This is a genomic window from Streptomyces sp. NPDC021225 (genome assembly GCF_044332865.1).
Classification (GTDB): domain Bacteria; phylum Actinomycetota; class Actinomycetes; order Streptomycetales; family Streptomycetaceae; genus Streptomyces.
This window is the reverse complement of the sequence record NZ_JBIRPV010000003.1, coordinates 757455-779643: the sequence shown is the minus strand read 5'-3', so window position 1 is coordinate 779643 and position 22189 is coordinate 757455. Positions and strand designations below refer to the sequence as shown.

Here is a 22189-nt window from a genome sequence, read left to right as displayed (position 1 = left end):
GGTGTCCCGTCACATCGGCACGAGTTGCCTATTCGACGGCGCCGGCACGTAGGCACGTGCACGATCCCCTCTCACCGGCTGTCGGGCCTGTCCTTGATGACGAGGTCGGGGTGATCTTTGAGCTGCCTGCGTGAGTTGATGCCGAGCTTGCGGAAGATGTTGCGCAGGTGAGCGTCAACGGTGCGTTTGCTGATGTAGAGCTGGACGGCGACCTCGTTCGAGGTGGCGCCCGAGGCCACCAGGCGGGCGACGGCAACCTCCTGCATGGTCAGCTTCTCGTACGTCTGCCCGGACCGGGCCTGGACCTTCTCGCCGGTGGCGCGCAGCTCGCCGGCGGCCCGCCGGGCAAAGGCATCCGCCCCCGCCCTGGACAGCAGTTCGTGGGCGGTGCGCAGGTGCTCGCGGCAGTCACGCCGACGGCCTTCGCGCCGCAGCCATTCGCCGTACAGGAGGTGCGCCCGGGCCAGGTAGGGAAGCAGCGGGCCCTCGGTGAGCAGGTCGATTGCTTCCCGGTAGTGATCCTCGACGCCGGTCACAAGTCCTCGTGAGTAGGCCGCGATTCCCCGGCCGGCGACGGTTCCGCCGGCCTGTGTGCGCTCGGTGAGGGAGTCCACTGCCTGCGCCGCGGTGATGTGGTCGCCGCAACGGACCGCGGCCTCGACCAGTTCCGGCAGGGCCGCTCCGGTGAGGAACAGATCACCGTGCTCGGTGGCCTTGCGAGCCGCGGCCAGCGCGGCCGGGTAGTCGGCCAGCCCGTTGTTGAGCATGGCTGTTGTCCAGTGCAGGTTCGTGACCTGTCCCGGACCTCCGGCGACCGGTGCCGCGGCGGCTGCCTCGCGCAGCTGGAGAACCTCGTCGCGGCGGCCGCGCAGCGCGGCGAGATGCAGCCGGTGATGGAGCAGCGGGGGTGCGCCGGTCGCGTCGGCGATCGCTGCCTCCTCCGCGGTGGCCGCGATCGCCTGCCCGATGTCACCGATCAGGGTGGCGTCGACCGCCTTCTGCGCGAGGCCGAGCCTGAGCAGCAGCGGCGAGCCCGAAGCCCGGCCCGCCTTCACCAGCCATGCGGCGATGGCGGCATGGGTGTCCGGGTCCCACAGCTCGATCGCGATCATCGTGGCGAGCGCGGGACGCCGCGTCCAGAACGCGTCGCCGATGTCGTAGAGGGCGTGGCGAAGCAGCGGAACCGCGGCTTCGTACCCGTCGGTGGCGAGCACCATCAAGGCGTCAAGGGCGTCCGGCGAGCCCGGTGGCGGCGCCGTGGACCGGGCCGCGGTGAGAACCCGGTCGATGACGACACCACCGCGGCCGACGGACAGGCTCATCTCGACGGCGTCGAGGAAACAGTCACGTGCCCGGTCCGGATCCAGACTCGCCAGCCGCCCAGCGGCGCGCACCATCAGCATCGGTCCGGAGCCGTCGCCGTGCCGGGTGAAGGCGATGCGGCCCTGGAGCAGGCCGACGTCCGCCTGCTGGAACTCGTCCAGTGTGGTGGTCTCCAGGGTCGCGAGCAGGTTGGCCGCCTTGCCGGGCGCCCCCGCGTCGAAGCCGGCCTGGGCGGCGTGCAGAGTTCGTCCGATCCGGCGTGCGGGATCCAGCGACAGCGCCACCGAGCGCTCGAGGAAGGCCGCCGCGGCCGCCACGCCCCCGCGCGCCTGGGCACGCGTCGCGCACCGCTCCAACTCGTCGGCGACGTCGTCGTCGGGGCCAGGGCTGGCTTGGGCGCGGTGCCAGGCCCGGCGGTCCGGCGCCATGACCGGGTCGGTAACGGACGCCAGAGCGGCGTGCACCGTGCGGCGTTGGCCGGCGTCGGCGGCTCGGTAGACCGCCGAACGCGCCAACGGGTGGCAGAAGCGGATGCGGGTACCGAACTCGACCAGTCCCGTCGCGTCCGCCTCCGCGCCGGCCGGTGTCACATCGAGGTTCAGTTGACGCGCGGCCGGCCAGAGCAGGCCGGGGTCACCGGTCGGGTCGGCGCTCGCCACGGTCAGCAGAAGCCTGGCCTCGGCGGACAGACCGGCCAGCCTGGCTCGGAAGCCGTACTCGATCCGGGTCGGCACCGAGGACATGTCAGGCGGGACGAAGCCACCGGCACGGTCCAGCTCCAGCAGCGCCAGCGGGTTCCCCTGGGCCTCGGCGACGAGCCGCTCCCGGACCTGGTCATCGAGGGGGAACGGGCTTCGCTTCGCCAGCAGAACCTTGGCGTCCTCGTCACTCAGACCACGGACGGCCAGCTTCGGCAGCTCGCCGAGTCCGGTCGCCGTGTCCGTTGACCGCGCTGCGAAGATCATCGCCACCGGGTCGGCGGCGACCCGGCGAGCGAGGAAGACCATCGCCCTCGCGGACGCGCTGTCAACCCACTGCGCGTCATCGATCAAGCACAGCAGGGGCCGCTCCCGGGCCGCCGCCGTTACCAGTCCCAGGGCCGCCAGACCGATGCGGAACGGGTCGGGTGTGCCCTCGGCCAACCCGAAGGCCACCTGAAGGGCGTCACGATGCCGGCCGGGCAGCTCGGTGAGGTGCTTCAGCATCGGCACACACAGTTGGTGCAGCGCGGAGTACGGCAGTTCCTGCTCGAACTCCGACCCGGACGCCCGGACCGCCCGGAACCCGGGCGCCGCGTTGTGGGCGTGGTCCAGCAGGGCACTCTTGCCGATGCCCGCCTCGCCCTCCAGCACCAGCGCGCCGCCCTGTCCCGTAAGCGCAGCGCGGGTCAGTTCGTCGACGCGTTGCTGTAACTCGTGTCTGCCGACGAGCGGATCGGCCGGGAGCGAAGGAGTCCGCATAACGCGAACGGTAAGTGATCGCCGCTTACTGGGCACAGGCCCTCTCAGGAGTGCAACCAACGTCTCAGACCTGCTCAGTTGGTGACGGCGGCCGCGGTCACCACAGCTCCCGCGGTGGTCGCCGCGAGGGTCCGTATCACCCCGGTGTTCACCGCTTCGGCGCCCCAGCTGGCCTGTTCCAGCCGCTTCGCGCGCTTGTGGACCGCGCCCGACCAGGGGATGACGCGGTGCAGGCTCGGCAGCGTGCCGCTCGCGGAGAGCAGTCCGATCACCGCCGCCGTACGGGTATCGGGCTCCGCGCCGTCCACCAGCGCCGCGCGCACCCGCTCGACGAGGGCCTCCTTGTGCCGGGTGTCCGCGGCCCGCGTGGCCGTCGTCCGGAACACGCCCAGCGTCCTCTTGCTCTCCCGGCGCAGTAAACCCCGCTCGACGAGCCGGTCCAGCACGGTCTCGCGAAGCCCGGTGCCGATCTGGATGAGGAGGGTCTGTACGCCCCGCGCTCGCTCGGCGACCTTCTCGTTGGCGGCCTGGAGCAGGGGGTCGGGCAGCGGCTCACCGGCAACGGCGTGCACCCGCAGCCCGTTCAGCCCCTTGTCCTGCTCGTCGAGCCTGACGCGGCCGGCTTGGGCGAGCTCGACCAGCACCGCGCCGCCCAGGGTGTAGTACAGGGTGCCGGCCCCCGCGATCGCCCCCGACGAGTCGTCGAACATCAGCAGCATCAGGTCTTCGACGATGAGCAGGTCCTTCTGCATGAGCCCTCTTCCCGTTTCCACCGGTGCCGGCACCGACCGACCACCGACTTGCCTGCGAGGAAAGCCAAGGATAACTTTCCTCCTGGGAAAGTAAAGTGAGGGCAGGAGGGCACGGGTCATGAGCACGCCGGTAGATGCCGAACAGGCATGGAGCGATCTACAGCGCATCCGAGTGCCGCAGGAGCGGGTGTACGACGAGGTCGAGCGGTCCGCTGCGGGCGGCTCGGGCACCACCTGGGCCACGGCCGCGCTCATGTGGCTCTTCCTGGCCGGTCTGGGCCTGGACCTGCCCGGGTGGGGCGTATGGCTGGTCCTCGCCGCGTACATCGCGCTGATGAGCGTGCTGGCCCTGCTCCACAACCGCCGCGGCCGGGTGCGCCTGCACCACACCCGGTGCACCCGGCGGATGTTGGGCACCTTCGCCGCGGGGGCGGTGGTGACCGGCGGGACGGCCCTGCTGTCCGGCCGTCTGGTCGATTCGCTGGAGCCGATGTCCGCCAGTCTGATCCAGGCCACCATCTCGGCCGGGGTGTTCGTGCTGTTCGTCGCGCCGACGAACCGCTGGGCGGCCGGGTCGGCGCGGAGCCGCACCGCACGGCCGGCAGGCGCGGGCCGATGAGCATTCCCGCCGGCTTCGACGAGCTGATCCATCCCGCCACCCGGCTGTCGGTGGTCGCGCTGCTCGCCGCAACGGAATGGGCGGACTTCGCGTTCGTCCGCGACAGCCTCTCGCTCAGCGACTCCGCGCTCTCCAAGCAGCTGCACACCCTGGAGGAGGCCGGATATCTGGAGCTCCACAAGGTGGGCGGCGGCCGCAAGCGGCGCACCAGGGTACGGCTGACGGCCCGCGGCCGCACCGCCTTCGAGGGGCACGTCGCGGCGCTCCGGGCGATCGTCGAGGGCGCCGGTCCCCCGGCGGCGACCGAAACACCACCACAACAGCGACACGAGTCGGGGGCGGGACGATGACGCCGAAGCACACACCCGCGGTGTCGAACGTTCCCGCTCAACGGCCCTGCCCGGGTGAGCGGGGGGGACCGGCGTCCTCGTAACCGCCACGCGACCGAGCAGGGCCACTGATGATCAAGGGGGCGGGCGGATCAGCGCAGTCCGGCGAACAGGTCGTTCTCGGGCACGGCCGCGCCGGTGGTGTCCTGGACACGTACGAAGGTCTCGACGCCCATCAACTCGGTGAACCTCTCCTGGCCCATCGCGAGGAAGAAGATGTTCTCGCCCTGGCTGGCGTGCGCGGCCAGCGCATCGAACTTCTGGCCGCCGAACGCGGTGGTGTCCACCCAGGTGGTGATCTCCTCGTCGGGGAGTCCGATCTCGGCCATCGCGGCGGCCTCAGCGGGATCCGGCTCCTGCCAGTCCGCCCCGAACTCGCGCATGACCTCCCCGAACCGCTGCATCATCGAGCGGGGCGCCGTCGTCCAGTACACCTTTGGTGTCAGCCCGGTCATCGCCAGCGCCGCCATCGTGATGCGGTTGGCCTGGATGTGGTCGGGGTGGCCATAGAAGCCGTTCTCGTCGTAGGTGACGACCACATCGGGCTCGTAGCGCCTCAGGAGTTCCGCGAGTCGGGCAGCGGACTCCACCACGGGTGTCTGCCAGAAGGAGCCTGGGGCGTCATTGGCCGGCCAGCCCATCATCCCGGAGTCGGCGTAGTCCAGCGTCTCCAGATGACTGACCTTCAGGATTTCGCAGCTCGCCTCGAGTTCCTGACGCCGCATCAAGGCGACGGCCGCCGGATCGTGTCCGGGATCGCCCGGCTTGACACCCCCCGGTCCGTCACCGCAACCGCCGTCGGTGCACGTCACGAGGACCGTGCGAATGCCCTCCGCCGCGTACCGCGCGAGGACACCTCCTGTTCCGGTGGCCTCATCGTCGGGGTGGGCGTGTACCGCCATGAGCGTCAAGGGCAAGTCATTCATGAATCAGTCCTCCTGTGTGAAACGGCCTCGGTACGGTCCCCCTTCAATATCGGATATCGGATGACCGGGCGTACCGCGAACCCGAGGGTGAAGGGTGTCGATAACGAGTACATGCCGGCGCGTGCGGGTGCGGGTCGTGGAAGCCGACCCCACGCGGGGCTCACCTGGTGTAGATGCCCTGGTGCTCCCAGGCTCGCAGGGTCTCGTAGTCGTGTATCAGTTCCGTGAGGTTCGAGGCGGCGAAGTAGGCGTAGCCCGGAGACGTCAGAAGGTCGGTGGTCGGCTCCAGGAGCGTGCCCGGGTCGGCGGCCGGGGTGGCGAACACGACGCTCGGCAGTTCCGAGATCTTGGTGAGGGCCTCGGCGCTGACGCGTCCTCGGTGGTGGTTGATGAACTCCACGCAGCGAAGCCACCGGCCGCCGGAGACCTCGGCGGCACCGTGGCTGCCCAGCGACTGCGGATCGGTCACGGCGGCGACGGCCAGTGATGTCTGGGACAAGCCCAGGTAGGTGTCCACCACGTCGGGTGCGGTGGCTCCGCCCAGGCGGGCGCCCGTCTCGATCAGTACGGGGCCCTCGGGGGTGAGCATGACCTCGGTGTGCGCCGGTGTTTCGGCGATGCCGAGAGCGTCCAGCACCTCCCCTGCGAAGGCCGTCAGCACCTGTCCTTCGGCACTGGCAGGTGCGACGGGCTCCTCGAAGTCGTAGATGGGCGTGGCCGCCGGGCCGACCCGCTTGGTGTAGCGCCAGATCTCCGCCGTGTGATGGATGCCGGCCGCCGAGACCGTGTTGATGTAGTACTCGGTGCCGTGCACGCGTTGTTGGACGAGCACGACGCGGTTGGGCTCGCCGAAGGCGTTGGGCGCGCTGAGGACGGCGTGGCCGGCTCGGGCGGCTTCCTCCGGCGAACCGCAGAACGTGACCCCGTCGGTGCCGGCGCTGGCGAGGGGTTTGACGACGGCTTCGGCCAGCCCGGATGCGGCGAACCAGTCTGCTGCGGCGCGGGCGGATCGCACCACGGTGCTGTGCGGAGTCGCCAGGCCCGCGGCACGGACGGCCTCGGCCATGAGTGCCTTGTCCCGACGTGCGTGCAGCAGTTCGGGCACGTTCGTCGGCAGGCCCAGCGCGTGCGAGAGCGTCTCCGCCAGGAGGACGCCGGACTCCGTGCCGGCCAGAACGCGGGAGACGCCATGGCGGCGGAGCTGCTCCGCCACGCCCGTCACCTCCTCGGTGAAGCCCAGGTCGAGCACGTAGTCCTCCGGGCGGAACGCCCGGAGGAAGAAGGGCTGGACGTCCGGGCGGCTTTGCACGTGGACGCACGCGACGCCCGCTCCGGCAAGACGCCGGGCCAGGGCGGCCCCGGTCGAGTACCCGTCGACGATCGCGATCTTCATGTGGTTGTTCCTCTCACAGCGGGGAAGCGGCGCGGCATCGCGATACCGCGTGGTCAGTGCTGGGCCTGGACGGGCTCGGCGGCGGGGCGGGGCGGGGCTGACGTACGCAGGGAGCGGGACAGCGGCACGCACGCGAGGGCGGCGAGAGCTGCACTGGCTGCCAGCAGGCCCGCGACCAGTGGGCGGCCACCGGTGTTGAGGGCGAAGGCGATGCCGAGCGGGGTGAGCGAGGCAATGGCGCCGGCTCCGCTCAGTGCCGCCTGATAGCGGCCGATCGCGCCGGGCGGAGCGGCCGTCGCGAGGTAGGCACCGATCGCGACGCTGTAGCAGACCTCTCCGGGCACCATGGCCACGGCCGCCGTGGAGTAGCCGAGGGTGGTGTGCTGGAGGGCCGCCAGCCCCATGGCGGCACCCAGGATCAGGCTCCCCACCGCGAGCACCGGAGCGACGGAGTAGCGGACGCGGTCGTCCCGGCCGACCAGAAAACGGGTCAGAGGCGGGCTGAGCACCAGGACGGCGACGGTGTTGGCGATCATGGCGGTGCCGTACGCGGACGGGGGAAGGCCGTCCGCGTTCATCACCAGAGGGAGCACGCTGACCAGGCCGTAGGCACACACCATCGCGCCGATCGCGGCGGCGACCATCCACCGCAGGGGGGTGTCGGCCAGCATCTGCGCGTAGAAGCGGTGTTCTCGTCCGGCCCGGACCGGGGACGGGCGGCCGGACAGCACTCGGCGTGCGAGCACGGCTGCCGCCACGCAGGCGACACCGTTGGCGACAAACAGCGCCCGGTAACCGTGCTGGTGGGCGAAGTAGCCTCCCACACCACCGCTGAGGGAGACACCCACGTTCGATACCCAGTACAACCAGCCCTGGGCGCGGGTGCGAGCGCCCTCGCTCGTCACCCGGTCGTTGATCTCCGCGGACAGGGCGGGCCGCGATACATCCATGGTGCATCCGAGGCAGAACGCAAGCAGCAGCAGCGACGGCAACGTGTCGGCGGCGGCGAGGCCGGCGCAGACAACGGCGGCCAGCAGCAGGCCGATCGAACACGCCGTCCGAGCTCCCAGCCGGTCGGTCACCGCACCGCTGGCCAGTTGCCCGACGCACCAGCCGACGCCGAACACCGTCAGTGCGGCACCGGCCGCCGTCGTCCCGTGGGCGTCGCCGATGTAGTAGCCCAGGAAGTCGTAGGCGAACCCGCATGCCTTGATGAGGAGGGTGGTGCCCAGGAGCGTGGTGATGACAGTGCGGGCGGACGGTGCGGAGGGACGGGCACGTATGAGCGCGGGGTGCGAGGCGGGGACCGTCATGTCGAAATGCCTGCCTGGTGATGGTGGTGTATTGCCTGGTGAGGTTGGGGACGCGGCCGGTGGGTCGCTGGCCCTTCAGCGCGGTGTGTCCACGATGGTGATCGTATGTATGCAGATGGCCGACAAGCCTCCGCATTCCCACGACTAGTCGTCCCGAGCGCGAACAATCCGCCCAGCCGGGAGATGATGCCGGGTCGTGGCGATGCGTCTGATCTGTCTACTCGGGTGTCAGACCACCCGATGGCTCGCACTGCCGGCCCGGTCAAGCGCGGCGAAAGACATGGAGAGCTTGGTGCCACGACACCAACTTGCCGCCGTACAGCGCATCCCACGGCGGACCTGGCACAAGGAGTCAGGCCGGCACAGCCTGCTCGTCCGGCTGCGCGCAGGGGACCCGTTCTTCATCCCGAACGGCGTCATTCACAACGCCGGCGGTGCGGGACGAACACCACCTGAGCACCGCCCTCGCGTGCGCCGATTATCCGCACACCGTGCAGACCCGGGCTCTGCACGCCTACCTGCGCCGGCGCAGCGCCAACGCCCGCCACCACGACGTCCTGGCCACCCAACGCAAGGAACGTGCCTTAACTTTCCCGGCCGTCGTCGACCACCTCCACCCGCGGTGTTCGCAGGTTTCTCGGGTCGACGCGCAGCGCGCGGCGGTCCGTGTTCCGCATCGCGACGAGGCGCACGCGGTCGGTCGCGTCGGTGAGGTCCCACATCCCCCACTTCTCCCCCATGACCCAGCTCGTGCCGTCCTCGGCCCGCAGGGCATACGCCGTCCAGCACCCCATGCCAGCACGATAGGGGAATGGGCAGGCTGTACCTCCACCAAACGAATACCAAATGAGACGGGCCTCTTACGCCGCAATCGGCTGGTCACCCCTGGCACACTGCTGGCCTGGCACCGCCGCTTGGTGCGCTGGAAACGGCGAGGGGCGCAGAGAGGAGCTGGCCCAATCCTGGGGACGAAAACAAACTGTCAGTTCTCCGCTGTCGGGCGCCTGTTCAAGAACTGTTTCACCGCCTCGATCGCTTCTCTGTTGAGTTCCTCGAAGGAGACGCCCCAGCTCTTCTCCCAGCCGTCTAAGTTGTGCGCGCAGTGCACAAGTGGTTCCAGCTCTTCGGGGTAGCCGAGGTCGCGGACAGAAGAGTAGCGCGCGGTCGAATTCGCCGATGGCCGCGGGGTCGGCCAGGAGCGGGTTCGGGCCGCCCCGACGACGTCGCGCGCACCGTACTGTTCGCCGCGAGTGACCTGGCCTCCTGAACGACGGCCGTCGGCCGTCGGCCGGACCAGCACGTCCGGCCGGCGGCCCGCGCTCCCGGATACAGCGACCTCCGGCATTGCCGCCTGCCCGGGCCTCAGATCATCGCCGATACGGCCACAGGCCGCACAGAACATACCCGGCGACCCGGCCGCAGATCCGGCACCCCCCAACGCCCGCCCGCCACCCGACCAGGGCTGCACCGCCGGCGCCGGACTCAGCCGCGCGCCCCGGCGATGACGTCGTCCAGCACCTCGCGCGTGTACCGCAGACCCTCGATGGAGCGGTCGATCCGGGCCCGCTCGGTCTCCAGCTGCTCGACCAGCCAAGGCGTTGCCGTCTCGGCCGGGCCGCCGTCGTGGTCGCGCATGCAGGGCAGGATGCTCGCGATCTTGTCACCGCTCAGCCCCGCGGCGAGCAACTGCTGGATAAGGACGACACGGTCGAAGGCAACCTCCGCATACACCCGGTGACCTCCGGAGGTGCGCTCCGAGGCGAGCATGCCCTTCTGCTCGTAGTACCGCAGGGAACGGACGCTGACGCCCGTGCGGAGGGACAGATCACCGATCTTCATGAGCACCTCCCGGCCCCGGCCAGGCCGCGCCGCCGGGCTTGAAGCTGACACCGGTGTCAGATCCTACAGTTCCCGCATGTCGCACACAGTCACCTCCCCGCTCCTGACCCCGTACACCTCGGCCGCCCTTCGCCTCCCCAACCGGCTGGTGATGGCGCCGATGACCCGGTTCCGCGCCAAGGAGGACGGAACGCCGCTGCCCATCGTGGCGGAGTACTACGCGCAGCGCGCCGCGGCCGGTCTCATCGTCACCGAGGGCATCTGGCCCCACCGCCGCGGACAGAGCGGCTGGCGGATGCCGGGCCTGGAAACGGAGGACCATGCCGAGGGCTGGCGCGCGGTCACCGATGCCGTGCACGCCCGGAGCGGGCGCATCTTCGCACAGCTCATGCACGGCGGTCGGCAGGGGCACCCGCGCTCACGACTGCTCGGCGACCTGCCCGCCGGGCCCTCCGCCGTCGCCGTGCCGGGCCCGCTGCACGTCAAAGATGGCAAGGTTGAGGCGCCGACACCGCGGACCATGACGACCGATGACATCCGGGTCGCCGTGGACGACCATGTGAACGCCGCACGCAACGCCCTGCGGGCCGGTTTCGACGGGGTGGAACTCCATGGCGCGAACAGCTACTTGATCCACCAGTTCCTGGCTGACAACACCAATCTCCGTAGCGACGGATACGGGAAGGACCGGGCCCGGTTTGCCGTCGAACTGGTCGAGGCGGTGGCCGCGGCCGTCGGCGCCCATCGCCTGGGGCTGCGCCTCTCGCCGGGCAATCCACAGTTCGGGATGGTGGAACGGGACCCGGGCCCCGTCTACCGTCCGCTGGTCGAGGCGCTGAACCCGCTCGGGCTGGCCTACCTCCACCTCACCGATAACGACAACTATCCGGCCCTGACCGACCTTCGCCCACGCTGGACAGGCACCCTGATCGCGAATGTCGGCGAGAACCATGCCCCCACCACCCGGGAACAGGGAGAGGGCGTGGTGACCGAGGGCCACGCTGATCTCGTCTCCTACGGGCGGGCGTTCCTCGCCCACCCCGACCTGCCCGCACGCATCGCGGCTGACGCGCCGTTGACCACGCCGATCGACACCGAGCACCTCTATACAAACGGCGCCCGAGGTTACACCGACTACCCGACCCTGGAACGATAGAGCCCTCCCGCTCTCGCCGCTGCGGCGACCCGCTGACGCTCCGGCCCGAGGGCTGATCCGCCGCAGCCGGCCCATCACCTTCCGCGGTCTGGCGCGGAGCTCCGACGTCTCGCTCGACTTCCTCTGCCGAAACACCGAGATCCGTCGCCGCCTCGGCCCGCAGCACACCTCCCGCCTCCGAGCTCTCCGGACGTTGATCTCTTAGAACGTCCGCCAGTAGGTGGCTGACGTGCTCCTCGGCGCCGTGCAACGTTCGACCTCGGCTCACTGAGCCAGGTGTCGCTCCAACGCAGCCAGGAATGCGTCCGGGTTCTCGAGGTGACAGGCGTGGTCGCCGGGCAGTTCGAGAACCCGGGTATCGGGCAGCCGTTCGTCGAGGACGGCGACGACCCGCTTGAGCCAGTCGGTGGTCGCGGAGCCGTGGACCAGGAGGACAGGGCACCGGATGCCGGCGAGTTCGGCGACGTCGCGGTCGGGCCGGTCGGCCTGCTCCGAGCTCCAGGACAGGGCCATCCGGTGCGGGACCCAGCGCGGCCAGGCGGGGTGGACGCGGGCCTGGTCCTTCGACGTCACGAGTCCGGCGAGTTCGAGGAACTCAGCCAGGTCATCCTCGCTCACCTCCTGTCCGGCCAGTGCATGCAGGAACTGGTTCAATCGGGCGACCTCGGGGGCGGACTCGCCGCGGCCGTCGAGGATCCAGTACGCCGCCGGCTCCACGAGCGTCAGCGTCCTCACCCGCTCCGGATGGGCCAGGGCGAACTCGATGAGGGCCCGCCCGCCGCCGGACCACCCCGTGAAGTCGGCCGTCTCGACCCCGAGGGCGTCCACTGTGATGAGCAGCGATTCACGCTCGATCGCCGCGGTGTACCCGGCGTCCCCGCGCTCGCCGGCCGAGCCGAGCTCATTGTGGATCGGCTGCACCCTGACGGTCCGCCATCTCGCCGACAGGGCGTCCGCGAGCGGCGTCCACGACACCCATCCGGTGAGCTGGCCAGGTACCAGGACGACCGGCGGCCCCTCGCCCTTCACCTCGTTGACCAGGACCCTCGGTTTCATCGTCCACCTCTGACGGGTTCACAGCAGATCCCATCAAGGTAATCACGATCCCGACTTCGCACAGAGGACGTCGACTACGAAAAGCTCGAAGCATCAGACACTTACAGACGCGACCGCAAACGCTCTGGCTGCACGAACACCCACCGGTCACCCGTTTGCCCCGGATACGCTGTGGCTCGGTCTCTACCTGGGCCGGGCGGTCAAGCAGCTCGCCGTGAACAGATTTAACCGTCATCCGAGTGGTTCTCTGCCGCCCGTTTGGCCGACGCCCGGCGGCAGCCGGGAGGATCGTGTTTACACCTGTCTCCGAGACGGGACCGGGAGGAGGCCTGGTCGGTCCGGTGGGCAGCTACGGCAGCGCGCATCGAGCGCATCGGCCGGGACGCGCTGGCCGCCGGTCACCGCGTCAGCGCCCGGGAGGCGCTGCTGCGCGCGTCCAACTACTACCGGACCGCCGACTTCTACCGCCGCGAGAACCCAGCCGCTGACGCCGAGTCGGCGCGGCTCGCCGAGGCCTCCCAGCAAACCTTCGCCGACGCCGCCGCCCTGCTCGACACCCCGGCCCGCGCCCTGCGCATCCCGTACGAGGACACCACGCTGCCCGCGTACCTGTTCCTCGTCGACGAGTCGGGCACCCCGCGCCCGACCCTGCTGTACCACGGCGGATACGACTCCACGCTGGAGGAGAATTACCTGGCGCTGGCCGCAGGTGCGCTGCGCCGCGGCTACAACGTCCTCGCCTTCGACGGCCCCGGCCAGGGCAGCACCGTCCGCGAACAGGGCCTGCACTTCCGGCCGGACTGGGAGGCCGTGGTCACCCCGGCCGTCGACTTCGCCCTCACCCTGCCCGAGGTGGACCCCGAGCGGCTCACGCTGGTCGGCACGAGCCTCGGCGGCTACCTCGCGGCGCGGGCGGCCGCCTTCGAGCACCGCATCGCCGCGTGCGTGCTAAACTGCCACGAGGGCGCCCTCGCCCTGTTCCACCAGCGCACCTTCGACTGGCTCGACACCGTGCTCGCCGACTGACCTCGGCCCCGTCGGCCAGGACGTGGGTCGGATTGCCGCTCTGGTCCGGGCCCATGGCTGTCACCAGCGCATGCCCGTCTCATCACGTTCGGTCGGTGGTCTCATTCCCGGGAGACGCTCGGCCGGAGAGGTGACGACCTCCAGTCACCCGGACACGTTCACCCGTCCACCTTGTGCGCGACATCCCAACCGACGTGCTGTCCGGGTTCGTCCTCGCCGAACCCCCGCTTGCGGTCGCGCCCGCGGCCGACCGCTCACGTCGACGCCAGCGCCTCCGTAGGAGGAAGGCGTGCCGCGCGGACCGAGGGATAGACGCCGGCCGCCACCCCGATCAGCACGGCACCGAGGCAGCCGCCCGTAACCGGGACCAGGGGGATCACCGTTGGCCAGCCCTGGTAGGCCGCGTAGCCGACGTTGACGAGGACACCGAGCAGGGTTCCGGCGATGGCCCCGAGCAGCGACAGTCCCACTGACTCGGTGAGGAACTGGACGCGTATCTGACCGCGGGTCGCGCCCAGCGCCCGGCGGAGCCCGATGTCCCTTCGGCGCTCCAGGACCGAGATGACCATGGTGTTGGCCACGCCGATTCCGCCGACCAGCAGGGCGACACCGGCCAGGCCGAGGAAGAGGGAGGAGTAGGTGTTCTGCGTGGCGCGCTTGGCCGCCAGGGCGTCGGACGGGCGGCTGACCTGGACCTGTCCGGGCTGCTCCGGGAAGACGGTGGCGGCGAGTACGTTCCGTACGTCCTCCAGATGGGACTCCCGTGCCTTGACGTAGATCACCGTGGGGTTTCCCCCGAAGCGCAGTGTCTTCTTGGCGGCCGGCCATCCCGTCAGTACGGCGTTGTCGAGGTCGTCGGCCAGCGGTATGGGGTGCAGGATGCCGATCACGGTGAACCACGACTTGTCGATCTGTATCTGTGGAGCCGGTTCGTTTTCGGGGATTTCCCCGATGCCGAGCCGGCTGGCGGCCCGGTAGCCCAGTACGGCCGTGGGGAACTGCTCGTCGGCGCCGCTGAAGAACCTTCCCGAAAAGACTTTTCCGCCCACCACGCTCAGCAGGTCGCGTCGGGCCGCGAGCACGCTGAGTCCCGTACTGGAGAAGTCGTCCTCACCGATGAGGTCGGAACGCTGCACCACGGCACCGGTGTTGGCCACCGCGCTCGCCTCGGTGACCGGTCCGACGCGGCGCACCATGTCGACCGATTCCTCGGGAATCCTGACCGGCACGGTCTGTCCCGAAAACGGCTGCACCCGCAGCATGTTGGACCCCAACGCCGACATCTCGTCCATCAGCGCCCGGTGGCTTGAGGCCGGGATTCCCGTCACCACCACCATCGTGGCGACGCCGATCGAGATGCCGAGTGCCGACAGCGCGGCGCGCAGCTTGCGGGTACGCAGGCCGAGGAGGCCCAGACCCAACAGGTCGAGAAAGGCGAGACGTACCGGCTTGATCTTGTCTTGGGCACGCCGGGGAGCGTGCCGCAGCGCGGCGCGGGACGGCTTGGCGGGGGCGGTCATGATGGGCTTTCGGTCAGGGCGGTGTCCGCGACCAGCCGACCGTCACGCAAGTGAACCCTGCGTGGCAACTGGTTGGCGATGTCACGGTCGTGAGTGATGAGCGCGATCGTGGTGCCCGCCGCGTTGAGTTCGGTCAACAGGGCGAGCGCTGCGGCGCCGTTGACGGTGTCGAGTGCGCCGGTCGGCTCGTCGGCGAGGACCAGAGCCGGCTCATGGACGACCGCGCGGGCTATGGCGACCCGTTGGCGCTCCCCTCCGGAGAGCTGTTGCGGCAGGTGGCCGGCCCGGCGGGTGAGTCCGACCCGGGCCAGGGCCTCCTCGGCCAGTTTCTTCCGGTGCTTCCTGGGCACACCGGCATACAGCAGGCCGGTCGCCACGTTCTCCGCCGCGGTGAGGCCGTCCGTCAGGTGGAAGTGCTGGAAGACGAAACCCAGACGCCGCCCCCGCAGGGCGGACAGCTGACGGTCGGACAACTCCGTCACGTCCTGCCCCTCGATGACCACGCTGCCGCTGGTGGGCGGGGCCAGCGTGCCCATGATGTTGAGCAGCGTGGACTTGCCGGAGCCGGAAGGGCCGAGGATGGCGAGCAGTTCGCCCTGCGCGACGGACAGGGAGACCCGGTCGAGGGCTCTCACCTCGGGGGGATAGGTCACGCTCGCCTCGTGCACGCTGATGACCTGGGTCATGCCGTGGTTCATGCCGTGGTTTCCACCTTCATGCCCTCGCTGATGCCCTGGCCGCTGATCTCGACCAGTCCCTTGGCGAACATGCCCGTGTCGACCGGGACGAGCCTGCCGCCGGAGAGCCGGACTGCGTACCCTCCCTCACGCAGGGCGAGCAGGGCGCCGACCGGGACGGCGAGTACGCCCTTCTTGGACTCCCCCTGGAACTGGGCCCGTACGGGAGCGGAGTCGATACCCTTGACGGCCTGTGGGTCGTCCAGCGACACGGTGACGTTGATCCTGGTCTGCCGGGCGTTGCCCGTGTCGTCCTGGTCTCCCTGCACGGTGGTGCTGATCGCGGCGACCCGGCCCGCGGCGGTGGACCGGTCGGGCAGCACCACGGTGACCCGTTGGCCCGACTTGATGGACCCGATGTCGAGTGACTGCACCGGAACGGTCACGGACTTGGTGGTGGCGGTCACCGTCATCAGGTCTCCCGACGCCTCGTCCCCGGGCTGGGCGAGGACGTCCGAGACCCGCACCGCCGACTTCGTCACGACCACGTCGGAGATATCGAGAATGCCGGTCGGCTTGATGCCCACGGCCTTCTGCCAGCGCTTGATCGCGGACATCAGGGACGTGGTGAGCACACCGTCGCCCTCCCTGACCGTGGACTGCGACGGACTTGGGCTCGATGGCCGCTCCTGTGACGCATCGGTTCTTGGGCCGGCTCCGCCCTCCGGAGCCGAGGACTGTCCGGCCGCGGGCTGGCCTGCCGGGGGCGTGGTCTCCCCCTGCCCAGGGTCCGTTGTCATGGGCGGGGGGTCGTCCGCGGGGGCCTGCTGCCGGACGACCGTGCCCGGCGCCGGCTGTGCCCCGATGTCGTAGCCGAGAGCCTTGAGGTTGTCGGCGACGACCCATATGTCACGGCCGACGCTGCCAGGGGTGTCGAGCCTGCGGTACAGGGGTGTGCTGCCATAGAAGATCACGGCGGAACGCTCATCGACGCGGTACAGCTGCCGGCCGCGTTTGACCGTCGCACCCCGGTTTGGAAGCCACGTCACCCGTCCTTCGCCGACACTGCGGATCGTGCGCGCGGAGTCGTAGCCCAGGGTGCCCTCCATCTCTCTGCTGCCCGACAGATCCGTTTTGACCACGGCGATCTGTTTGATCTTCGGGCCGGACTCGGGTTCGGAGCCGTTCCCGCCCTTGTCGACCCACAGCAGCCCGGCCCCCGTTCCTCCTGCCAGCAGTACGGCGACGACGGCGAGATACACGGCCTTCTTCTTCCGGCGGCCCGCCGCCGGCTCGCGGGGGCCTGCCCCTTCCTGGGCTGTCACCCGCAGGGGCATGGTGTCCCCGGCGTCGCGCTCACTTACCACTGAACGCCTCACGCATGCATTCCTCGTCGATCTGTTCGGCATTCCTGGGCGGATTCACGCCAGGCTTGTAGTTCCAGCCGCTTCCGTCGGGAAGGGGGTCCACCTTGAGCCCTCTGCGGTTGTTGCACTCGATATACTTGCGGTAATCGTTCAGGTAGTCGGGGTTTTTCTTCGGATCCAGCTCAGCAGGCTGCATCGGCTTCTTTCCGAGACATGCCTTTTCCGCTTCCGGATGCTCTTTTGCCACATCCTCACCGGGGTACCCCAAAGAATCGGGATCGGCCCAGTCCGCGAACTTGTCCCCGGCCGGAAGAATGGACACTCCGTGATCCTTGAGGCAGCGCAGGTAGCCCTGGTACATACGCAGTTCCTCGGCGTCCGTACTGTCCAGCCGAATCTGGGGGCGACCGGACTCGGAATCGTCGGCCGCCGGGCTCTTCGTCGCCCCGCCCTCTCCACCTCCAGCGGATTCCGTGACGGAGACAACTCCGCCTCCCTGGCTGTCGACGTCTCCCCCGGAACAGCCGGTGATCAGCGTCACCGCCAGCACGGTGCAGGAAAGGAACAGGATCTTCTTGTCCGGGCGGCCCGGACCGGGGTCAGGGCGGCCTGAGTTGTTTCGCATGCCCGGAAGCATGACAAGACTTTGTCAGAAAGGTGTCAGCACCTTCCCCCCACCGGACCCCTTCAGGCGATTGTCAGGAAGTTGTCAGGGAATTGAACCAGATATGCCGGCGCTCACCCCGCGCCCCGCAGGTTTATCATCGGGCCATGTCCACATACGTGCTGGTGGCCGAAGACGACGAAAAGCAGGCAGAACTGATCCGTCGTTACCTGGTGCATGACGGCCATGCCGTAACCGTGGTGCACGACGGCCCGACAGCCCTCGAGGAAGCCACCCAGCGGCCACCCGACCTGCTCGTTCTCGACTGGATGCTGCCGGGTCTGGACGGGCTGGAGATATGCCGCCGCATACGCGCCACGGGCGATATGCCCATTCTGATGCTCACCGCCCGCTCCACCGAGGACGATCTGCTGCTGGGCCTGGACATCGGGGCGGACGACTACATGACCAAGCCGTTCAGGCCACGCGAACTGGTGGCCCGCATCCGGACCCTGCTGCGGCGCAGCCGACATCCGGAGCATACGGAGGAAGTGGTCCTCAAGGCCGGACCGCTGACCGTGGCCCCGGACCGGCACGAGGTGTCCGTCCACGGCCGGCCGGTGAACTGCACTCCTGGCGAATTCCGCCTGCTCAGCACGTTGGCAGCCGCACCCGACCGGGTCTTCACCCGGGCTCAGCTGCTGGGCTGCATCACCGACCACGGCCGAGCCGTGACCGAACGCACCGTGGACGTGCACATACTGAACCTGCGGAAGAAGATCGAGACCTCGCCGCACAGACCTGAGTTGCTGCTGACCGTCCACGGCGTCGGATACAAGCTGTCCCGAGGCCACCTTGACGTCTGAAGTCCCGCTCCGCAACAGCCTGCTGTTCCGGTTGCTGATCACCTCCGTGCTGATCTCCCTGGTGTCCATCGGGGCCACGGCCTGGCTGACGGTACGCGGCACCACCCTCGCCATCGAGCAGGAGCGAGGCCAGGTCCTCGCGGACGACGCCACCATCCAGGACACGCTGGAGGGCTTCGCCGCGGCGCACCGGAACTGGAACGGTGTCGAGCGCACCGTCCTGGATCTCTCCCGGTCGACGGGGCGCACCATCATCCTGACCACGCGGGCGCGCCAGGTCATCGCCACGTCGCATCGACCGGCCGCGGAACGGCTGCCCCTCAACGCGAGCGCCGTGATCGATCCGCTGCACGTCGCTCCGTTCACGGATCAGGGAGTCGGCCCGGCGGGGCAGGTCTCCCGCATCGACCCACGAGCCGTCGGCCCCTACCGCCTGCCCGCCGAGGAGCGGGCGCGTCTGCGACAACTCGCCCGTGAGGAGGTCACCTGCCTCTACGACCGGGCGGGAGTACGCGCGCACATCGTTGAGGAGGCCAGTGGCAGACCCGCCGTGCGCACGCTCAGGCCCTCGGCGGGCTCCACCCAGGCCTGCGCGTCCAAGGACCTGTTCGCCCCCACCCCGACCGAGGCCGCGGCCCTGGCCGAACTCACCGAACTCGTCCGCAGCTGCGCGGAGCGCAACCACGTACGCCTGCCCGCCGCCCTGACCATCACGGTGGACTTCCGGGTGGACGGCGACGACTCCGCGCAGGGTTCCGCCGCAGCGGACGACTGTGTGGAGGAAGGCCGGCGGGAGCAGTTGGCGGCGCACGTCGCCCCGGCGGCCCTCCTGTTCGTCACCGGCCCGCCCCGCACGGCCACCGCCGTCTTCGACCTGTCACCGGCCGGCACCCTCCGGGTCCTGACCACCACCGGTCTGGTCCTGGCCGCGACCATCGCCGTCACCGCCGTCATCGCGATCAGGCTGGTACGTCCGCTGCGCGCGCTGACCAACGCGGCCCGCGCTCCCTCGGGCCGGCACCTCCGTATCCCCGTCACCACCAAGGACGAGACCGGCTATCTGGCCGCCGCCCTCAACGACCTGTCGGAACGCCGCGAACGCACCGACGAGCAGCGCCGGGTCATGGTCAGCGACATCGCCCACGAACTGCGCACGCCCCTCACCAACATCCGCGGCTGGCTGGACGCGGCGCAGGACGGCCTGGCCGAGCCCGACTCGGCGCTCCTCACCTCGCTCCAGGAGGAGGCGGACCTCCTCCAGCACATCGTGGACGACCTCCAGGTGCTCGCCGCCGCAGATGCCGGCACCCTGCGCCTGCGTCCGCAGCAGCTGAACCTCCGCGAGCTGATCGAGCAGGCCATGAGCGCGCACCAGGCGACCGCACACGCCGGCGGTGTCGAGACCGCCGTCCATGCCCCGGACGGCCTCTCGGTCCATGCCGACCCGGTCCGCCTCCGCCAGGTCCTGGGCAACCTTCTGTCCAACGCGATACGCCACACCCCGCCGGACGGCCGCGTCACCCTCACCGCCCGCCGCGTGGCAGGCGCCGTCGCCATCGAGGTGAGGGACACGGGCGGCGGCATCCGCCAAGAGGACCTGCCCCGGGTGTTCGACCGCTTCTGGCGGGCCGAACAGTCCCGCAGCAGGCGGACGGGAGGCAGCGGGCTGGGGCTGTCCATCGTCAGACAACTGGTGCGGGCACACGGCGGAGATGTCACCGTGACGAGCCGGCCGCGCGTGGAGACGGTGTTCCTGGTGCGGTTGCCGTGCTGATCCGCGTCACGGTCCGGCGGCTGCCCCGCGGCCGACGGATCACCTACCGGCTCAGCGACCCCGAGCGCAGGTGTCGGCCGTTCTGTTCGGGCACCGCGCAAGTCAGTCGCCTGGCCGCGCTGTCCGACCTCCCTGGTGCAGCTAAGTGGTTTTACGGCGAAGTCAGGTACGGATCCTTTGCCGGCATCTGGCGCGCCGGCGCCGGGGTGGTCAGGCTGCGGTTGCGAGGGGGCGTCCGCCCCGGCGGATGCCCTTTTCACTGCGGACGCGGGCGCTGCGCCGGTCCTGTGGCCCAAGCGTGCAAGCTCTGCCTGGATCCTGCGGCAGCCGCAGCACCAACTCCTTCACGCCTCTCGCTGTCGGCGGTCTGCCTGGCTCGATCCGGCGCTCGCTGTAGTCCCGCCTGAGTGCAACGAGACATCGATGCCGGCCGAGCAACGCCTGCGCCCAGCGCCGCCGAGGGATCAGCGAGGACAACGCCGCGAACCACAGCCGGTCCGCCCACGCATACCGCACCGGACGACGGCCAATGGAAATGATCTCCGTTGCGAGAACCCCACTGGCCGTCCCGTTCTTCCCGGGGCTCGGCGGTGAGCCGGCTAGCGCGCCACGCGATAGCGGAGGTAGACGAATCTCGAGTTGAAGGTGCGGGTCTCGACGAGTTCGAGATCCTCCCGGCGCTCGTGCTGGGGAAAGAACGGAATGCCACCGCCAACCAGCACCGGGTAGACCACGATCCGGTACTCGTCGATCAGCCCCGACGCGGCCGCCTCGGCGGCGAGAGTCGCGCCGCCGATCGCGATGTCGCCCTCCCCCGGCTCGGCTCGCAACCGCTCGATCTCCTCCGCCAGGCCGCCGGAGGCCAGGCGGGCATGGCCCTGCACCGCTGACAGCGTGGTGGAGAACACCACCTTCGGGAGCGGGTTCCAGAGCGCGGTCCACTCGAGCTGTGAGTCGTCGAGCGATGGATCCTGGTCGGCCGTCTCCCAGTACAGCATCGTCTCGTACAGCCGTCGTCCCAACAGGTGGACGCCGACCTCTCGGATCTCGTCGATCCAGAAGCGAAAGACCTCCTCGTCGGGCGCCGTCCAGTCGAAGTTGCCGTCCGGCCCGACGATGTAGCCGTCAAGTGAGACACTCATCGAATAGGTCACGCTACGCATCAGAAGTCCTCCTCGGTAACGGGTTCGACAGTACGACCGCCGAACGCCGCAGAACTCATCGCGACTCGCGGAATCTCCTGGGCCAAGTCTCCTCACGAGATGATCCCGTCTGCGGGGCGTCGAATTCCCAACACCAGCACGGGACCTCTCGGCCGGTAGCACACTGACACCCCAACCGCGCTCCGCACCACAGGAGACATTCACGTGACCGAACCGACCGCCGCCCGGGACCAGCGGACAGGCCGCTGCCAGTGTGGCGACATCGCGTACGAGGTAACCGGCGCTCCGGACGACCCCCACCTGTGCTCCTGCGAGCACTGCACGCTCCTCTCCGGCTCGCCGGCGATGGCATGGGTCGGCTTCCGCCGGGAGGAACTGACCTGGACCGGCCATGGAGGTGAGCCGACCTGGTACTCGACCTGGCCTACACTGCACCGCGGCTTCTGCCCGCGCTGCGGGACCCATCTGGTCTCCGTCGCCGACGACTCAGAAATGATCATGGTGGCGACCTTCAGCCTCACCGAACAGAGCGGCATCGACCCGGTCGGGCACAGCTTCCGTGAAGCCGCCGTGCCATGGATGACCATCACGCTCGCCCCCGACCCGCTTCACCCGTAGCGACGCCCGAGCGGATCGTGCTCGAGCCGCCGGATCTGACGTGTCATTCGCGGGCTGTGTGACTCCCTGTCGGCGGGCGCACGCCGAGATCGAACCCTCTTGGGCCACCGCTACGAAAGACGCGAACAGGGTGCGGCCGAACCATTATTCGACATCATGTGGATCATCTGCCCATCATGGCAGTGGGCTCGACCGGAGCCGTCCTCCGAAGGGACTTATTGCGTGACCATGACAGGCCAGGCGCGGCGCCGAGCGCAGCGCCTTGGAACCGCCTGCATCGCCACCCGCCGGCAAGCGTGGAGCGGACCGGAGCCTGCCGGAGGTCTCCGGACTCCCGTCCTCCGCTCC

At 69.6% G+C, this 22189-nt stretch carries 21 protein-coding genes and 1 pseudogene; 8 read left to right on the top strand and 14 right to left on the bottom strand.

Features of this window, described 5'->3' with window-relative positions:
* Positions 1-71: 71 nt before the first annotated feature.
* A complete protein-coding gene (locus tag ACH4S9_RS17185) occupies positions 72-2783 on the bottom strand; it encodes an ATP-binding protein (RefSeq protein WP_398372609.1) in 2712 nt (903 codons plus the stop codon).
* 74 nt (positions 2784-2857) lie between these two features.
* Positions 2858-3535 carry a GPP34 family phosphoprotein gene (locus ACH4S9_RS17180; protein ID WP_398372607.1) on the bottom strand — a complete coding sequence of 226 codons (678 nt, stop codon included), beginning with the start codon at positions 3533-3535 and terminating at the stop codon, positions 2858-2860.
* A 118-nt stretch (positions 3536-3653) separates the two neighbouring features.
* On the opposite strand from ACH4S9_RS17180, the gene ACH4S9_RS17175 reads away from it, so the two are divergent.
* Together ACH4S9_RS17175 and ACH4S9_RS17170 are read left to right on the top strand one after the other, a co-directional pair.
* Positions 3654-4154 (top strand): hypothetical protein, encoded by a 501-nt coding sequence (locus ACH4S9_RS17175; protein WP_398372605.1) that lies wholly within the window; start codon positions 3654-3656, stop codon positions 4152-4154.
* Positions 4151-4504 carry a transcriptional regulator gene (locus ACH4S9_RS17170; RefSeq protein ID WP_398372603.1) on the top strand — a complete coding sequence of 118 codons (354 nt, stop codon included), beginning with the start codon at positions 4151-4153 and terminating at the stop codon, positions 4502-4504. The genes ACH4S9_RS17175 and ACH4S9_RS17170 overlap by 4 nt, the downstream gene beginning before the upstream one ends.
* A 131-nt stretch (positions 4505-4635) precedes the next feature.
* On the opposite strand, the gene ACH4S9_RS17165 is transcribed toward ACH4S9_RS17170, so the two are convergent.
* The 3 genes from ACH4S9_RS17165 to ACH4S9_RS17155 all read right to left on the bottom strand — a co-directional run bounded on the left by ACH4S9_RS17165 (position 4636) and on the right by ACH4S9_RS17155 (position 8175).
* Positions 4636-5469: a PIG-L family deacetylase gene (locus ACH4S9_RS17165; protein ID WP_398372601.1), complete on the bottom strand. Its 834-nt coding sequence runs from the start codon at positions 5467-5469 to the stop codon at positions 4636-4638.
* 160 nt (positions 5470-5629) lie between these two features.
* The gene (locus tag ACH4S9_RS17160; RefSeq protein WP_398373006.1) at positions 5630-6862 is read right to left on the bottom strand and encodes a hypothetical protein; all 1233 of its coding nucleotides are present in this window, start codon (positions 6860-6862) and stop codon (positions 5630-5632) included.
* Positions 6863-6915: 53 nt separating this feature from the next.
* A complete protein-coding gene (locus ACH4S9_RS17155) occupies positions 6916-8175 on the bottom strand; it encodes an MFS transporter (protein ID WP_358843489.1) in 1260 nt (419 codons plus the stop codon).
* 482 nt (positions 8176-8657) lie between these two features.
* Here ACH4S9_RS17155 and ACH4S9_RS17150 point away from each other — a divergent pair.
* Positions 8658-8759 (top strand): annotated as a pseudogene (locus tag ACH4S9_RS17150) (integrase); the annotation flags it as partial.
* On the opposite strand, the gene ACH4S9_RS17145 reads toward ACH4S9_RS17150, so the two are convergent.
* The 3 genes from ACH4S9_RS17145 to ACH4S9_RS17135 form a co-directional block, all read right to left on the bottom strand.
* Entirely contained in the window at positions 8760-8969 is a 210-nt protein-coding gene (locus ACH4S9_RS17145; protein ID WP_361182109.1) for a hypothetical protein, read from the bottom strand.
* Between the two features lie 188 nt (positions 8970-9157).
* A complete protein-coding gene (locus ACH4S9_RS17140) occupies positions 9158-9520 on the bottom strand; it encodes a hypothetical protein (protein ID WP_398373028.1) in 363 nt (120 codons plus the stop codon).
* Between the two features lie 137 nt (positions 9521-9657).
* Entirely contained in the window at positions 9658-10014 is a 357-nt protein-coding gene (locus tag ACH4S9_RS17135; RefSeq protein ID WP_398372598.1) for a MerR family transcriptional regulator, read from the bottom strand.
* A gap of 76 nt (positions 10015-10090) precedes the next feature.
* Between ACH4S9_RS17135 and ACH4S9_RS17130 the strand changes: the two genes are divergently transcribed.
* On the top strand, positions 10091-11170 hold the full coding sequence (locus ACH4S9_RS17130) for an alkene reductase (RefSeq protein ID WP_398372596.1): 1080 nt from the start codon (positions 10091-10093) through the stop codon (positions 11168-11170).
* 264 nt (positions 11171-11434) lie between these two features.
* Here ACH4S9_RS17130 and ACH4S9_RS17125 read toward each other — a convergent pair whose 3' ends face one another.
* On the bottom strand, positions 11435-12226 hold the full coding sequence (locus ACH4S9_RS17125) for an alpha/beta fold hydrolase (protein ID WP_398372594.1): 792 nt from the start codon (positions 12224-12226) through the stop codon (positions 11435-11437).
* A gap of 258 nt (positions 12227-12484) precedes the next feature.
* On the opposite strand from ACH4S9_RS17125, the gene ACH4S9_RS17120 reads away from it, so the two are divergent.
* Positions 12485-13252, top strand: a complete 768-nt coding sequence (locus ACH4S9_RS17120) for an alpha/beta hydrolase family protein (RefSeq protein ID WP_398372592.1) — start codon at positions 12485-12487, stop codon at positions 13250-13252.
* Positions 13253-13506: 254 nt separating this feature from the next.
* On the opposite strand, the gene ACH4S9_RS17115 is transcribed toward ACH4S9_RS17120, so the two are convergent.
* The 4 genes from ACH4S9_RS17115 to ACH4S9_RS17100 are packed head-to-tail and all read right to left on the bottom strand — an operon-like array spanning position 13507 to position 17441.
* A complete protein-coding gene (locus ACH4S9_RS17115) occupies positions 13507-14772 on the bottom strand; it encodes an ABC transporter permease (RefSeq protein ID WP_398372590.1) in 1266 nt (421 codons plus the stop codon).
* Positions 14769-15458 (bottom strand): ABC transporter ATP-binding protein, encoded by a 690-nt coding sequence (locus tag ACH4S9_RS17110; RefSeq protein WP_311722323.1) that lies wholly within the window; start codon positions 15456-15458, stop codon positions 14769-14771. Before ACH4S9_RS17110 ends, ACH4S9_RS17115 begins: the two co-directional genes overlap by 4 nt.
* A gap of 8 nt (positions 15459-15466) precedes the next feature.
* The gene (locus ACH4S9_RS17105; protein WP_398372588.1) at positions 15467-16828 is read right to left on the bottom strand and encodes a peptidoglycan-binding protein; all 1362 of its coding nucleotides are present in this window, start codon (positions 16826-16828) and stop codon (positions 15467-15469) included.
* Positions 16806-17441: a hypothetical protein gene (locus ACH4S9_RS17100; RefSeq protein WP_398372586.1), complete on the bottom strand. Its 636-nt coding sequence runs from the start codon at positions 17439-17441 to the stop codon at positions 16806-16808. The genes ACH4S9_RS17105 and ACH4S9_RS17100 overlap by 23 nt, the downstream gene beginning before the upstream one ends.
* Before the next feature lie 146 nt (positions 17442-17587).
* On the opposite strand from ACH4S9_RS17100, the gene ACH4S9_RS17095 reads away from it, so the two are divergent.
* Positions 17588-18286, top strand: coding sequence for a response regulator transcription factor (locus ACH4S9_RS17095; protein ID WP_398372584.1), 699 nt, complete (start codon positions 17588-17590; stop codon positions 18284-18286).
* Positions 18276-20060, top strand: a complete 1785-nt coding sequence (locus tag ACH4S9_RS17090) for a sensor histidine kinase (RefSeq protein WP_398372582.1) — start codon at positions 18276-18278, stop codon at positions 20058-20060. Before ACH4S9_RS17095 ends, ACH4S9_RS17090 begins: the two co-directional genes overlap by 11 nt.
* Before the next feature lie 599 nt (positions 20061-20659).
* Here the strand turns inward: ACH4S9_RS17090 and ACH4S9_RS17085 are convergent.
* Positions 20660-21223, bottom strand: coding sequence for a dihydrofolate reductase family protein (locus tag ACH4S9_RS17085; protein WP_311721512.1), 564 nt, complete (start codon positions 21221-21223; stop codon positions 20660-20662).
* Positions 21224-21427: 204 nt separating this feature from the next.
* Here ACH4S9_RS17085 and ACH4S9_RS17080 point away from each other — a divergent pair, with 204 nt between their 5' ends.
* The gene (locus tag ACH4S9_RS17080) at positions 21428-21841 is read left to right on the top strand and encodes a GFA family protein (protein ID WP_361182007.1); all 414 of its coding nucleotides are present in this window, start codon (positions 21428-21430) and stop codon (positions 21839-21841) included.
* Positions 21842-22189 lie beyond the last annotated feature (348 nt).

Coding starts and splice junctions, on each gene's coding strand:
- ACH4S9_RS17185 (WP_398372609.1), bottom strand. CDS start 2,783: ATGCGGACTCCTTCGCTCCCGGCCGATCCGCTCGTCGGCAGACACGAG.
- ACH4S9_RS17165 (WP_398372601.1), bottom strand. CDS start 5,469: ATGAATGACTTGCCCTTGACGCTCATGGCGGTACACGCCCACCCCGAC.
- ACH4S9_RS17160 (WP_398373006.1), bottom strand. CDS start 6,862: ATGAAGATCGCGATCGTCGACGGGTACTCGACCGGGGCCGCCCTGGCC.
- ACH4S9_RS17130 (WP_398372596.1), top strand. CDS start 10,091: ATGTCGCACACAGTCACCTCCCCGCTCCTGACCCCGTACACCTCGGCC.
- ACH4S9_RS17110 (WP_311722323.1), bottom strand. CDS start 15,458: ATGACCCAGGTCATCAGCGTGCACGAGGCGAGCGTGACCTATCCCCCC.
- ACH4S9_RS17095 (WP_398372584.1), top strand. CDS start 17,588: ATGTCCACATACGTGCTGGTGGCCGAAGACGACGAAAAGCAGGCAGAA.
- ACH4S9_RS17180 (WP_398372607.1), bottom strand. CDS start 3,535: ATGCAGAAGGACCTGCTCATCGTCGAAGACCTGATGCTGCTGATGTTC.
- ACH4S9_RS17085 (WP_311721512.1), bottom strand. CDS start 21,223: ATGCGTAGCGTGACCTATTCGATGAGTGTCTCACTTGACGGCTACATC.
- ACH4S9_RS17135 (WP_398372598.1), bottom strand. CDS start 10,014: ATGAAGATCGGTGATCTGTCCCTCCGCACGGGCGTCAGCGTCCGTTCC.
- ACH4S9_RS17100 (WP_398372586.1), bottom strand. CDS start 17,441: ATGCGAAACAACTCAGGCCGCCCTGACCCCGGTCCGGGCCGCCCGGAC.
- ACH4S9_RS17115 (WP_398372590.1), bottom strand. CDS start 14,772: ATGACCGCCCCCGCCAAGCCGTCCCGCGCCGCGCTGCGGCACGCTCCC.
- ACH4S9_RS17170 (WP_398372603.1), top strand. CDS start 4,151: ATGAGCATTCCCGCCGGCTTCGACGAGCTGATCCATCCCGCCACCCGG.
- ACH4S9_RS17125 (WP_398372594.1), bottom strand. CDS start 12,226: ATGAAACCGAGGGTCCTGGTCAACGAGGTGAAGGGCGAGGGGCCGCCG.
- ACH4S9_RS17145 (WP_361182109.1), bottom strand. CDS start 8,969: ATGGGGTGCTGGACGGCGTATGCCCTGCGGGCCGAGGACGGCACGAGC.
- ACH4S9_RS17155 (WP_358843489.1), bottom strand. CDS start 8,175: ATGACGGTCCCCGCCTCGCACCCCGCGCTCATACGTGCCCGTCCCTCC.
- ACH4S9_RS17175 (WP_398372605.1), top strand. CDS start 3,654: ATGAGCACGCCGGTAGATGCCGAACAGGCATGGAGCGATCTACAGCGC.
- ACH4S9_RS17140 (WP_398373028.1), bottom strand. CDS start 9,520: ATGCCGGAGGTCGCTGTATCCGGGAGCGCGGGCCGCCGGCCGGACGTG.